Source organism: Micromonospora sp. DSM 45708 (genome assembly GCF_039566955.1).
Lineage (GTDB): Bacteria > Actinomycetota > Actinomycetes > Mycobacteriales > Micromonosporaceae > Micromonospora.
In genome coordinates, this window is sequence record NZ_CP154796.1 from 1,273,500 (window position 1) to 1,286,332 (window position 12,833).

General features: G+C 75.4%; 10 protein-coding genes. 6 read left to right on the forward strand and 4 right to left on the reverse strand.

Annotated elements, in window-relative coordinates:
• Positions 1-27: 27 nt before the first annotated feature.
• Positions 28-1,815 (reverse strand): RelA/SpoT family protein, encoded by a 1,788-nt coding sequence (locus tag VKK44_RS06160; RefSeq protein ID WP_343447689.1) that lies wholly within the window; start codon positions 1,813-1,815, stop codon positions 28-30.
• Between the two features lie 127 nt (positions 1,816-1,942).
• Positions 1,943-3,700, reverse strand: coding sequence for a DEDD exonuclease domain-containing protein (locus VKK44_RS06165; RefSeq protein WP_343445873.1), 1,758 nt, complete (start codon positions 3,698-3,700; stop codon positions 1,943-1,945).
• 126 nt (positions 3,701-3,826) lie between these two features.
• Between VKK44_RS06165 and VKK44_RS06170 the strand changes: the two genes are divergently transcribed.
• The 4 genes from VKK44_RS06170 (at position 3,827) to VKK44_RS06185 (ending at position 8,138) form a co-directional block, all read left to right on the forward strand.
• Entirely contained in the window at positions 3,827-5,224 is a 1,398-nt protein-coding gene (locus VKK44_RS06170) for an NYN domain-containing protein (RefSeq protein ID WP_343445874.1), read from the forward strand.
• Between the two features lie 161 nt (positions 5,225-5,385).
• A complete protein-coding gene (locus VKK44_RS06175; RefSeq protein ID WP_343445875.1) occupies positions 5,386-5,613 on the forward strand; it encodes a hypothetical protein in 228 nt (75 codons plus the stop codon).
• Between the two features lie 144 nt (positions 5,614-5,757).
• Positions 5,758-7,017 carry a M48 family metallopeptidase gene (locus VKK44_RS06180; RefSeq protein ID WP_343445876.1) on the forward strand — a complete coding sequence of 420 codons (1,260 nt, stop codon included), beginning with the start codon at positions 5,758-5,760 and terminating at the stop codon, positions 7,015-7,017.
• Positions 7,014-8,138 (forward strand): glycosyltransferase family 4 protein, encoded by a 1,125-nt coding sequence (locus tag VKK44_RS06185; protein ID WP_343445877.1) that lies wholly within the window; start codon positions 7,014-7,016, stop codon positions 8,136-8,138. Before VKK44_RS06180 ends, VKK44_RS06185 begins: the two co-directional genes overlap by 4 nt.
• 174 nt (positions 8,139-8,312) lie before the next feature.
• Here VKK44_RS06185 and VKK44_RS06190 read toward each other — a convergent pair whose 3' ends face one another.
• Entirely contained in the window at positions 8,313-10,436 is a 2,124-nt protein-coding gene (locus tag VKK44_RS06190; protein ID WP_343445878.1) for an MMPL family transporter, read from the reverse strand.
• A 142-nt stretch (positions 10,437-10,578) separates the two neighbouring features.
• Here VKK44_RS06190 and VKK44_RS06195 point away from each other — a divergent pair, with 142 nt between their 5' ends.
• Both VKK44_RS06195 and VKK44_RS06200 read left to right on the forward strand, forming a co-directional pair.
• Entirely contained in the window at positions 10,579-11,892 is a 1,314-nt protein-coding gene (locus VKK44_RS06195; protein ID WP_458351609.1) for a sensor histidine kinase, read from the forward strand.
• Positions 11,844-12,512: a response regulator transcription factor gene (locus VKK44_RS06200; RefSeq protein ID WP_281936710.1), complete on the forward strand. Its 669-nt coding sequence runs from the start codon at positions 11,844-11,846 to the stop codon at positions 12,510-12,512. The genes VKK44_RS06195 and VKK44_RS06200 overlap by 49 nt, the downstream gene beginning before the upstream one ends.
• A 43-nt stretch (positions 12,513-12,555) precedes the next feature.
• Here VKK44_RS06200 and VKK44_RS06205 read toward each other — a convergent pair whose 3' ends face one another.
• Positions 12,556-12,747, reverse strand: coding sequence for a hypothetical protein (locus VKK44_RS06205; RefSeq protein ID WP_343445880.1), 192 nt, complete (start codon positions 12,745-12,747; stop codon positions 12,556-12,558).
• Between the last annotated feature and the right edge of the window lie 86 nt (positions 12,748-12,833).

The window sequence follows — 12,833 nt, forward strand, 5'->3', positions numbered from 1 at the left end:
TGGGTCGGCGGGGGCGAACGCCCTTCACTACTGCCGGTGGTCGACCAGGTCGATGAGCTGCTCGACCACCGCGTCCGGCTCGACCGAGCGGTCGAAGACCGCCACCAGCAGCGTCTCCAGGTCGGGGTAGCCCAACTCCTCGGAGAGCCGCAGCAGGGGCAGGTCGCTGGCCAGACCCCGGTCGTGCTTGCGCAACGCCAGGCCGATCGAGGCGCGCCCGAGCCGGACCTTGTCGGCGATCGAGATGCCCGGCTCGGTGTGCTCGGCGAACCACCTGTTGATCTGCATCTGGGCGTGCGGGGACTTGACGAAGCCCAGCCACTCCCGGCGCGGCCCGCGCGGGGCCACGTCGACCTCGAAGCCGCTCTCCGCGTCGCTCTCCGTGAAGATCTCCACCACGTCGCCCTCCTCCAGTTCGGAGGAGAGCGGGGCCAGCCGGCCGTTGATCCGGGCGGCGAGGCAGTGGTCGCCGCGCTCGGTGCCCAGCTCGTACGCCAGGTCGACCGGCGTGGCCCCGGCCGGGAGCACCACCTGCCGGCCGTCGGCGACCACCTGGATCTGCGCCTCGGCCAGGTCACAGCGCAGCGACGCCATGAACTGGGTCGGGTCGACCGTGTCCTGCTCCCAGTCGAGCACCCGACGCAGCCAGGCCAGCTCGTCCGCCCGGTCGGCGGCCCGGCCGGCGGCGCGCGGGAAGCGGTAGTGGGCGGCCACGCCGTACTCCGCGGAGCGGTGCATCTCGGTGGTGCGGATCAGCACCTCGACGGTGCGGTCCTGCGGGCCGCAGACGCTGGTGTGCAACGACCGGTAGAGGTTGTTCTTCGGCGAGGCGATGAAGTCCTTGAAGCGGCCCGGAACCGGCCGCCAGAGCCCGTGCACGGCGCCCAGCGCGGCGTAGCAGTCGGTCGCCGGACCGTCCACCACGATGGCGATGCGGGGCAGGTCGTACGGGGCGGTGTGGCCGCCGGCGACGGTGTCCTTCCAGATCGAGTAGAGGTGCCGGGGGCGGGGGGAGACGTCGGCGTCCACCCGGCTGCGGCGCAGTGCCGCCCGGGTGCGGGCCACCACGTCGGCCAGGTAGGCGTGCCAGCCGGGCCGGTCGTGCACGAACCGGGCGATCCGCGCGTGCTCCTCGGGCCGCAGGTGCAACAGCACCACGTCGTCCAGCTCGCGTTTGAGGGTCTGGATGCCCAGCCGGTCGCAGAGCGGGACCAGCACCTCGAGGGTCTTGCGGGCGATCCGCTCCCGGGAGGCGGCGGAGCGGACGCCGAGCGTCCGCATGTTGTGCAGCCGGTCGGCCAGCTTGATGACCAGCACCCGGACGTCCTTGCCGGCCGAGACGATCATCTTGCGGACGGTCTCCGCCTCGGCGGCCTTGCCGTAGAACGCCTTGTCGAACTTGGTCACGCCGTCGACCAGGTGGGCCACCTCGCGGCCGAAGTCCTCCTGGAGCGCCTGGAGCGTGTAGCGGGTGTCCTCCACCGTGTCGTGCAGCAACGCCGCGACCAGCGTGGTCGTGTCCATGCCGAGGTCGGCGCAGATCTGCGCCACCGCGAACGGGTGGGTGATGTAGGGCTCGCCGCTCTTGCGGAACTGGCCGCGGTGCATGTTCTCCGCGATCGTGTAGGCCCGGCGCAGCACCGAAGCGTCGGCGTTGGCGTGGATGCCGCGGTGGGCGCGGACCAGCGTGGTGACCGGGTCGCCGTCGGCGGTGGGCCAGGTGAGCAGCGAGCGCAGCCGGCGGGTGAGCGGCAACTCGCCCTGGGTCGGAAGGGCGCCGCCCAGGGCGGCGCCGGGTCCGGCGTCGACGTCCACCTGGGACACCTCCTCACCCCGGCCTCCGGCCACCGGGACCGGTGACCGGGAGCAGGCCCGCGAATCGGGCAGTGCTGCACTTCTTCAACAGCCTAAGGGAGCCGACGTCGTCCGATCGGACACTTGGTCATGAGCGTTCGGTCGAGAGTTGGGGGGATCCGCCGTTCTCGGCCTTCGCCAGCAGGTCGCGGAAGCGCCCCGCGCCGGCCACCGGCGAGGCCCATCCGGCGGTGGCCTCGACCAGCCGGGTCTCCGGCCGTTCCAACCAGGACAGGATCCGCTCGGTCTCCTCGGCGGTGGCCGCCGGCACCGGGCCGTGCCCGGGCAGCACCGTCTCGGCGGTGGCCCGGATCGCCGCGATGGTCGGTCGTGGGTGGACACCGGGCGGCGACACGCCGGCCCCGGCGAGCCGCCCGTGCCGGACCAGCGCCAGCTCCCAGCCGCCCCGGGCGGCGGGCCGGGCGGCGGCCAGCTCGGCGATGCCGGTCAACGCCGCCAGGCGCTGCATCCGGACCGCCGCCCGCAGCACCGCGGCCAGTCGACCACGGACCACGGCTGCCTCCTCGTAGCGGTGCGCCGCGGCGAGCACCTCGATCCGGGCGAGCAGGGCGTCGACCACCACGGCGGGATCGTCGCGGGTGGCGGTGCGGAACGGGGTGGCGGCGGCGTGTTCGTACTCCTCCGGGGTGATCCGGTGCTCGCAGGGCGCCGGGCAGCGACCCAGCTCGGCCAGCGCGCAGGCCGGCATCGTGGTGCGCCGGGAGAGCCGGTGGGTGCACTGGCGCAGCGGCACCGCGTCGTGGAAGCCGGCGGCGGCCAGCTCCGCGGCCTGCTTGGACCGGAACGGGCCGAGGTAGGCCGTGTCGGTGGGGCCGAGGTCGCGGACGACCGACAACCGGGGGTACGCCTCGTCGGTGAGCTTCAGCCAGACCTGGCGCTCGGGATACTTCGACCGGCGGTTGTACGGCGGGGCGTGCGCGGCGATCAGCCGCAGCTCGCGCACCTCGGCCTCCAGCGAGTGGGCGCACTCGACCGCCTCCACCCGCTCGGCGGCGGCCAGCATCTCGGAGATCCGGGCGCGTTTCTCGCCGGCGGTGAAGTAGCTGCGCACCCGGGTGGCGATGTCGCCGGACGTGCCGACGTAGAGCGGCCGGTCGTCGGCGGCCCGGAAGATGTAGACGCCGGGCACCTTCGGCAGCCCCTCGGCCAGGTGCCGCTTGCGCCGCTGGGTCGGGGTGACCGCCCGGGCGAACTCGATCGCCTCGCCGACCGTGTCGACCCGGTGCCCGCCGAGCCGGCCGATCAGCCCGTGCAGCACGTCGACGGTGGCCTTGGCGTCGTCAAGCGCCCGGTGGGTGGGCTGCGTCGCGGTGCGGAAGTAGCCGGCCAGCGTGCCCAGCTTGCGGTTGGGCACCTCGTCGCGGGTGAGCACCCGCCGGGCCAGCGCGGCGGTGTCCAGCACCCGCGGGTTGGGCCAGCGGTAGCCGTGCTTCGCGCAGGCGGCCTTGAGGAAGCCCACGTCGTAGGGGGCGTTGTGGGCGACCAGCACGGCGTCGGTGAGGAACTCCAGGAAACTCGGCAGCACCTGCTCGATCGGCGGGGCGGGCAGCAGCATCGCCTGGGTGATCCCGGTCAGCACGGTGATGAACGGCGGGATCGGCACGCCCGGGTTGACCAGCGTGGCGAGCACGCCCAGCTCCTCGCCGCCGCGGACCTTCACCGCGCCGATCTCGGTGATCCCGCCGCCGTCCGGCGCGCCGCCGGTGGTCTCCAGGTCGACCACCACGAAGGTGGTCGCGTAGAGCGGCAGCGCGGGGTCGACGCCGCTGCCCGCCGACCGGTCCAGACCGGCCAGCGCCTCCTGGACGTACTCCGTTCCCGTCACCAGCGGGACGGTAACGGCACGGTCCGACACTCGCGTCACTCCGGTCCCGCCGCTACCACGGGGGTACGATGAGAGATCGGCTCACTCACCGGGCGGTGGGCCCGTTCGGGGTGGGAGACTTGCCACATGCCCCTCACCGAGCCGCACGACGACCACTCCTCGGCGGAGGAGCCGGTGGTCGGCGCGCCCGAGGCCGGTGAGGACCCGTCGCTGCCCGAGCCCGAGCCCACGCTCCCCGAGCCGGTCCGACAGCGGATCGTCACGCTGACCGCCGCGGTCCTGCCCGGCCTGCCCGGCGACGAGGTGCCGGTGCCGTTGCGCCGGGTCGCCAAGTTCGCCCCCAACCGCCGCGCCCGGCTCGGCGCTCCGGCGATCGCCGCCCAGCTCACCGCCGACCCGCTGTTCCGGCAGCGGGTCACCGCCCGGGTGCTCGCCGACGCCGGTGATCTCGGCGCGGCGGTGGTGGAGGGCACCGCGCCGGCCGCCGCCGACCCGGTCGAGGTGGCCGCCCTGGCCTACCTGGCCCGGCCCCGGGGCTGGCGGGAGCTGATCGAGGCCAGCGGCGAGGCGGTACGCGCCGAGGCGGACAGCGCGGTCGTGGCCGAGCTGGTCCGGGAGGCCGAGCAGCGGGCCACCCGGGCCGAGCACGACCGGGCGGTGGCCCGGGTCGAGGCCGAGAAGCTCCGCGACGAGCTGGCCCGGGTCCGGGAGGAGCTGGGCCAGCTCCGCGAGGAGGCCCGCCAGTTGGCCCGTACCCTGCGGGAGACCCAGACCCGCGAGCGCCGGGCCGCCGAGCTGCTGGCCACCGAACGGGGCCGGGCGGCCCGCGCGGCGGCCGACGCGGACGCCGAGCTGCGCCGCGCCCGGGCCCGACTGGCCGAGGCGGAGGCCGCCGCCGGGGTGGCCCGGGCCAGCGCCAAGGAGGCCCGCTCCGTCGACGACGCCCGGCTGTGGCTGCTGCTGGAGACGATCGGCCAGGCCGCGGTCGGGCTGCGCCGGGAGTTGGCGCTCGACCCGGTGGACACGCTGCCGGCGGACTTCGTCGCCGACGCGTTCGCCGACCAGCCGGGCGCCGCGCCGGCCGGAGTGGCGACCCGGGCCCGCGACACCGACGACCCGGCCCGCCTCGACCAGCTCCTCGCGCTGCCCCGGGCGCACCTGGTGGTGGACGGCTACAACGTCACCAAGCGCGGCTTCGGTGAGATGTCGCTGGAGCAGCAGCGCAAGCGGCTGATCACCGGGTTGGGCGGGATCGCGGCGCAGACCGGGGACGAGGTCACCGTGGTCTTCGACGGCGCGGAGCGGATCCACGGGCTGCCGCCGTCGCCGCGCGGGGTGCGGGTGCTCTTCTCCCGCAAGGGCGAGACCGCGGACGAGCTGATCCGCCGGCTGGTCCGCGCGGAGCCGGCCGGCCGGCCGGTGGTGGTGGTCTCGTCGGACCGCGAGGTCGCCGACGGGGTACGCCGGCACGGCGCGTACCCGCTCGGCGCCGACTCGCTGCTGCGCCGGCTCGCCCGCTCCTGACCCGCTCGCGCCACTTCGGCGTACTGGTGGCTGGATGATCGTTTTCGGGGTGGGTGCTGCCTCGTTGTCCGGTTCTGTCGTACCCGGCGCATAGCCTTCCGGTGACCGACGGTGGTGGTCCCTTCCCCGACCGCCACCGGCGACCGCGTCAGGAGGCGTTCATGCTCATCGACTGCGACGGCTGCGGCATCCGCGGCGCCGGCTGCTCCGGGTGCCTGGTGACCGCGCTGCTCGACTCCGACTCCCCGGCGGCCGACCTGGGTCCGGCCGAGCACCGGGCGATCGAGGTGTTCGCCCGGGCCGGCTTCGACGTGGAGGTGCTGCCACCGGAGGCCGCACCCGCACCCGCACCCGCACCCCGCCGCGCCGTCCGCCGCCGGGTGGCCTGAGTTCTCCGCGCGCCGCCCGCCGCCGGGTGGCCCGACTCCGTCCGGGCACCCGGGCCGTCCCACCGCGCCCGGGCAATAGGATGGGCGGTCACGGCGGGAGGGGAGCGGCATGACGCGGACGGGTCGCGACGGCGGGGTGGGGCGGTGACCCCGCGCGGCTGGGCGCTGCTGACCCTGGCCGGGCTGGCGGTGGCGTTGGTCGTCACCGTGGCGCTGCTGGTGCCGTGGAGCCGGCCGCCGGCGCCCCGCGCCGACCAGCTCGCCGCGCTGCGGGCACTCCCGGTCGAGCAGGTGGCCCGCGGCCGGGCGTTCCAGGGCGCGTTGCGGCCGGCCGGCTGGTCCGCGCTCGCGGTCGGGCTGGTGGTGGCGCTGCTGCTCGGGCTCACCCCGCTGGGCGGGCGCCTGGTCGAGCTGGCCGGCCGGCCCTTCGGCGGGCACTGGGTGGCCCAGGCCGTGCTCGGCGGGTTGGGCGTCATGTTCCTCGCCGACCTGCTCACCCTGCCGTTCGCGGCGTGGCGGCGCACCGTGCTGGTCCGCTACGGGCTGAGCACCCAGGACTGGCGTGGCTGGACGGTCGACCTGCTCAAGTCGTACGCGGTCAGCGCGGTCATCGGCGCGCTCGTCCTGCTCGCCTTCTACGCGGTCGTCCGGCTCACCCCCCGGTGGTGGTGGGCGTACGGCGCGGCCGGCGCCGCCGCCTTGGTGGTGATCCTGTCGTTCGTGCTGCCGGTGCTCGTCGAACCGGTGTTCAACCGGTTCACCCCGATGGAGCCGGGTCCGCTGCGCACGGAGCTGACCAGCATGGCCGCCCGGGACGGGGTCCCGGTCCGCGACGTGCTGGTCGCCGACGCGTCCCGACGGACCCGGGCGGTCAACGCCTACGTCTCCGGGCTCGGGCCGACCCGGCGGGTGGTGGTCTACGACACGCTGCTGCGGGAGGCGGAGCCGGCGGAGGTGACCAGCGTGGTCGCCCACGAGCTGGGGCACGCCAAGGACCGCGACGTGTGGACCGGCACGCTCATCGGCGCGCTCGGTGCCGCCGCCGCGGTGGTGGCGCTCTACCTGGTGGGCTCCTGGACGCCGCTGCTGCGGCTGGCCGGCGTCGACTCCATCGTCCAGCCGCGGGCGTTCCCGCTGCTCATCGCGCTGGTCACGGTGGCCGGTCTGGTCGCCACCCCGGTGCAGGCGCTGGTCTCCCGACGGGTGGAGGCCCGGGCCGACGCGCACGCGCTGGCGCTCACCGGCGACCCGGCGACGTTCGAGGCGATGCAGCGCCGGCTGGCCGGGGTGAACCTGGCCGACCCCGACCCGCCGCGCGGGGAGTACCTCTGGTCGGCGTCCCACCCCTCCACCGTGGAGCGGATCGCCGCCGCCCGCGCCTACGCCAGGGAGTCCGGCCGATGAGCCGCACGTTGCTGATCACCAACGACTTCCCGCCGCGCCCCGGCGGCATCCAGTCCTTCGTGCACAACCTCGCGGTGCGCCAGCCGCCCGGCTCGGTGGTGGTCTACGCGTCGAGCTGGCGGGGCGCGGAGAAGTTCGACGCCGACCAGCCGTTCGAGGTGGTCCGGGAACGCACCAAGGTGCTGCTGCCCACGCCGCTGATCGCCCGCCGGGCGGCCCGGCTGGCCCGGGCGTACGACTGCGACACGGTGTGGTTCGGCGCGGCGGCCCCGTTGGGGTTGCTCGCGCCGGGGCTGCGCCGCCGGGCCGGCATCCGCCGGGCGGTGGCGCTGACGCACGGGCACGAGGTCGGTTGGGCCGCGTTGCCCGGCGCCCGGTCGGCGCTGCGGCGCATCGGCCGGGGCGTGGACGTGACGACCTACCTCGGCGAGTACACCCGCTTGCGGCTGGCCCGGGCGTTGGACGGGTTGACCGAGCTGCGCCGCCTCGCGCCCGGCGTCGACGTGGAGACCTACCATCCCGGCGTCGACGGCGAGCGGGTCCGGGCGCGGCTCGGCCTCGCCGACCGGCCGGTGGTGGTGTGCGTGTCGCGGCTGGTGCCGCGCAAGGGGCAGGACGCGCTGATCCGGGCGTTGCCCGGGATCCGTCGCCGGGTGCCGGACGCCGCGCTGCTGGTGGTCGGTGGCGGGCCCTACCGGGCCACGTTGGAGAAGCTGGCCCGGCAGTCCGGGGTGGAGCGGGACGTGGTCTTCACCGGCTCGGTGCCCGCCGCCGAACTGCCCGCGCACTACGCCGCCGGCGACGTCTACGCGATGCCCTGCCGCACCCGCAACCGTGGCCTGGACGTGGAGGGCCTGGGCATCGTCTACCTGGAGGCGAGCGCGACCGGGCTGCCGGTCGTGGCGGGCGACTCCGGCGGCGCGCCGGACGCGGTCCGCGAGGGGGAGACCGGGTACGTGGTCAGCGGGCGGGACACCGCCCAGCTCACCGACCGGGTGGCCACCCTGCTCGCCGACCGTGACCTCGCCCGCCAGCTCGGCGCGGCCGGCCGCGCCTGGGTCGAGCGGGAGTGGCGCTGGGAGACCCAGGCCGAGCGGATGGCCACGCTGCTCGCCGGCTGACCGGCGCCCGGGCGGTTCACCGGCCACCGCCGTCCCGTCTCCGCCTCACCCGTGCGCCGCTTCCCGCCCGGACACGTCGAGCGCGCCGCCCGCCCGCCCCCGAACCGCGTCCCGCCCCGAGGGCGAGGTCGTGGCACGCCGGGCGGACGGCGCGGGCTCGTCGGCGACGACGTGTTAAGCGGGGGCCGCTTCTCTCCTCGACGCGGTGGGCGGGGCCTCCTCCTGACGCTCGGCCGTGTGACGCGACAGCCGTCCCGGCCACCAGACACGCACCCCCAGGTCCAGGGTCAGCGCCGGGATCAGCAGGCTGCGCACCAGGAGCGTGTCGAGCAGGATCCCGACCGCCACGATCACCCCCATCTGCACCGACGGCACCAGCGGCAGCACCAGCAGGGCGCCGAAGGTGGCCGCCAGCACCACCCCGGCGCTGGTGATCACGCCGCCGGTGACAGTCAGCGCCCGCAGCGTCCCGGGCCGGTGCCCGATCGACGCGGTCTCCTCCCGGGCCCGGGTCATCAGGAAGATCGTGTAGTCCACGCCGAGGGCGACCAGGAACAGGAACGCCTGCAACGGCACGCCGACGAACAGCCGTGGGTGGCCCATCGCGTCGAGCAGCAGCCCGGCGGCGCCCATCGCCGCCGCGTACGACAGCACCACGCTCGCCATCAGCAGCAGCGGCGCGACGAGCGCGCGCAGCAGGAGCATCAGGATCACCAGGACCACGGCGAGCACCAGCGGGATGACCACCCGGTTGTCCCGGTCCACGGTGCGTCGCTCGTCGAGCAGCGTCGCGGTGCGCCCGCCGACGAGCGCCTGCGACCCGGGCACCGCGTGCACGGCGGTGCGCAGCCGGCCCACCGTGTCCCGGGCCGCGGCGCTGTCCGGGGCGGCGGCGAGCACCGCGGTGACGCGTACCCAACGACCGTCGGCGGACCGTTGCGGACCGCCCATCTCCGCGACGCCCGGCACCGCGCGGACCGCGCCCGCGACCAGGTCGGCCGTGCCGGCGGCGGCCAGCACCTCGACCGGCGCGGCCGACCCGCCCGGGTAGTGGGCGGCGACCAGCCGCTGACCGGCGACCGAGCCGACCTCGGTGGTGAACGACTCGTCGTCGGGCAGGCCCAGGGTGAGATTGCCGATCCCGAGGGTCAATGCGACCAGGGCGACGGCGGTGCCCACCCAGACCGGCCGCGGCCGGCGACCGACCAGGCCGGCGATCCGCTGCCACACCCCGTGGTCGACGCCGAGGTCGCGCTCGTCCGCGCCGGGCGTGTGGCGTGGCACGAACGGCCAGAACAGCCACCGCCCGCACACCACGAGCACCGCCGGCAGCAGCGTGGTCATCGCCAGCAACGCGGCCACGATGCCGACCGCGCCGACCGGTCCCAGGCCGCGGGTGGCGGGCAGGTCCGCCGCGACGAGGCAGAGCAGCCCGAGCGCGACAGTCGCCGCGGAGGCGCAGACCGCGCCGTACGACCGGCGCAGCGCCACCGCCATCGCGGCGTGCCGGTCGGCGTGCCGGCGCAGCTCCTCGCGGTAGCGGGCGATGAGCAGCAGGGCGTAGTCCACGCCGACGCCGAAGACCAGCACGGTGAGGATGGTCTGGCTCTGGAAGTCCACCGCCAGGCCGGCGTGCCGGGCCAGCAGGTAGACGGTGGCGCCGGCGAGCTGGTTGGCGACGCCGACCGCGAGCAGCGGCACCAACCACAGCACCGGACTGCGGTAGGTGACGAGCAGGAGCAGGGCGACGGTGACGGCGGTGGCCAGCAGCAACGCGCCGTCCATCCCGTCGAACGCGTCCCAGACGTCGCTCTCGGCGACCGCGTCGCCGGTCAGCGCGGTCCGCAGGCCGGGCGCCGCGTCGACGAGCCGGTCCTTCATGGCGCGCACCGTGTCGGCGCGTCGCTCCTCGTCGAGGGTGACCGGGAGCGAGAACAGCAGCGCCCGGCCGTCCGCGCTCGGCACCGGCGCGGAGACCGCGCCGCCGTCGGCGTACCCGGCGAAGGCCGCCCGGTCGGCGTCGACCCGGGCCCGGTCGGCGGCGGTGAGGCCGGTGTCGCGGACGTACACGGCGACGGCCAACTGCCGGCGGGACTCGGGGAAGGCGGCTTCGGCCCGCTGTGCGGCGCGGCTGCTCTCGACGCCGGGCGGCAACGCGCCGAGCGTCGAGTTGTCCTGCGTCTCGCCCAGCTTCAACGCGAGCGGCCCGGCGACCGCGAGCAGCGCCAGCCAGAGGACGAGAACGGCGTACTTGCCGCGGCGGCCGGCGGGCAGCCGGGCCGTTCGGTGCGGGGACATCAGGGTTCCTCTCACTCGTCGCCCGGCGCGGACCGCGGGCCCTGACTCGATCCTTCGGGCCGGCGGCCCGCCGGTCAGGGGTGCCGCCCCGACTCCGCCGGTGGTGCCAGCACCACCGACGAACCGGCGGTGATACCGGAGAATGGAACTCGTGGACGCATCGGTACGGGTACTGCTCCGGACCCGGCTGCGGCCCGCCGCGGTGACCGCCGCCCAGGGGCTGCTGACCGCGCTGCTGTCGTTGACCACGCACGTGGCCCTGTTCGTGCTGTCGCTGGTCGCGCTGCTGCTGATCCCGGCGTTCGGCGTCGGCTTCGCTCTCTTCCCGGTGGTCACCGGCGCGGTCCGGATCTGCGCCGGGCTGCACCGCCGGCTGGCCCGGTGGAGCGGCGTCGAGATGCCCACGCCCTACCTGCCCGCGCCGGCCGGTGCCCAGTTCGGCACCTGGCGGCGGTTCCGGTGGGTGGTGGGCGACCCGGCGACCTGGCGGGATCTGGCCTGGCTGCTGCCCGGCGCGGTCACCGGCGCGGTGTGCCTGGCCGCGTTCGTCCTCCCGCTGTACGGGCTGGAGGGGTTGATCGGTGTGCCGCTGGTGCTGCGTGCCGCCGGCGTCTGGTACGGCTACGGCCCGTTCTGGCCGCTCGACAACCTCGTCGAGGCGGTGCTCTGCGTCCCGTTGGGCGCGCTGCTGCTCGCCGCCGGGGTGGCCGCCGGGCGCTGGCTGGTCTGGCTGCACGTGACGTTCGCCGGGTTCTTCCTGACCCCGACCCGCGGCGCCGCGCTGGCGCTGCGGGTGCGTCAGCTCACCGTCACCCGGGCCGAGGCGGTGGACGCGCAGGCCGCCGAGCTGCGCCGGATCGAACGGGACCTGCACGACGGGGCGCAGGCCCGGCTGGTCGCGCTGAGCATGAGCATCGGGCTGGCCGAGCAACTGGTCCGTGACGACCCGGAGGCGGTCCGCCGGCTGCTCGCCGAGGCCCGGGAGACCAGCGGCCAGGCCCTGGCCGAGCTGCGCGGGCTGGTTCGCGGCATCCACCCGCCGGTGCTCGCCGAGCGCGGCCTGCCCGGCGCGGTACGGGCGCTGGCGCTGGCCGTGCCGCTGCCGGTGGAGGTCACCGTCGACCTGCCCGGCCGGGCCGCCGCCCCGGTCGAGTCGGCTGTCTACTTCGCGGTCGCCGAGGCGCTGGCCAACGTGGGCAAGCACAGCGGGGCGACCCGGGCCTGGGTGGAGCTGCGGCACGCCGACGGGCGGCTGACCGCCGTGGTCGGTGACGACGGCCGGGGCGGGGCGGCGCCGGCGGCCGGCGGCGGTCTGGCCGGGACAGGACGCCGGCTGGCCGCGTTCGATGGGACGATGGCAGTGACCAGTCCGGCCGGTGGACCCACCGTCATCAGCATGGAGTTGCCGTGCGCGTTGTCATCGCCGAGGATCTCGCCCTGCTCCGGGACGGGCTGACCAGGATCCTGGAGGCGTTCGGCTGCCAGGTGGTGGCGGCCGTCGACAACGGACCGTCAGTGCTGCCCGCGCTGGCCGCGCACCGGCCGGACGTCGCGGTGATCGACGTACGGCTGCCGCCGACGTTCAGCGACGAGGGGTTGCAGGCGGCCGTGCGGGCCCGCGCCGAGCTGCCCGGGCTGCCGGTGCTCGTGCTGTCCCAGCACGTCGAGCAGCTCTACGCTCGTGAGCTGCTCGCCGACCGGCGCGGCGGCGTCGGCTACCTGCTCAAGGACCGGGTGTCGCACGTGGACCAGTTTGTCGACGCGGTGCGCCGGGTCGCCGCCGGCGGCACCGTGATGGACCCGGAGGTGGTGGCCCAGTTGCTGGCCCGCCGCGACGGTGCCGGGCCGCTCGCCGAGCTGACCGCGCGGGAACGCGAGGTGCTCGGCCTGATGGCCGAGGGCCGGTCGAACGCCGCGGTGGCGGCCCGGCTGTTCGTCACCGAGAAGGCCGTCGACAAGCACATCAACAGCATCTTCAGCAAGCTGCGGATGCCGCCGTCCGGTGACGACAACCGGCGGGTGCTGGCCGTGCTGGCCTATCTGGACGGGGCGGACACCCGCCGCCAGGCAGGCTGACCGCGTGCGGCGACCGGGTGTGGTACGTGAACCAGACGTCCGCTCAGCCCTCGGATTCGGGGCTGGCTCGCTGCCACAGCCAGACACCCACCAGTAGGCAGGCGGCTCCAGCCACCGCGATGCCAACCTTTGCCGCAGCGGGGACGTCGTCCAGGAAGGGAAAGGCGCGGGAGGCTGCCAGCGCCAGGAACGCGACGACGAAGAGAACGAGGGCAAGAACGCGCTGACCGGTCATGGGTGCCTCCGGGGTCGGGAAAGGCTCGGCCACGTTGTTAAGCGGGGCCCCCTCCTATACCTGAAGCGTTAAGAAGGGGCCCCTCC

What these genes read in the sequence shown, in the direction of transcription:
- VKK44_RS06170 (WP_343445874.1), top strand. Translation starts at nt 3,827, where the DNA reads ATGCCCCTCACCGAGCCGCACGACGACCACTCCTCGGCGGAGGAGCCG.
- VKK44_RS06175 (WP_343445875.1), top strand. Translation starts at nt 5,386, where the DNA reads ATGCTCATCGACTGCGACGGCTGCGGCATCCGCGGCGCCGGCTGCTCC.
- VKK44_RS06185 (WP_343445877.1), top strand. Translation starts at nt 7,014, where the DNA reads ATGAGCCGCACGTTGCTGATCACCAACGACTTCCCGCCGCGCCCCGGC.
- VKK44_RS06190 (WP_343445878.1), bottom strand. Translation starts at nt 10,436, where the DNA reads ATGTCCCCGCACCGAACGGCCCGGCTGCCCGCCGGCCGCCGCGGCAAG.
- VKK44_RS06195 (WP_458351609.1), top strand. Translation starts at nt 10,579, where the DNA reads ATGGAACTCGTGGACGCATCGGTACGGGTACTGCTCCGGACCCGGCTG.
- VKK44_RS06205 (WP_343445880.1), bottom strand. Translation starts at nt 12,747, where the DNA reads ATGACCGGTCAGCGCGTTCTTGCCCTCGTTCTCTTCGTCGTCGCGTTC.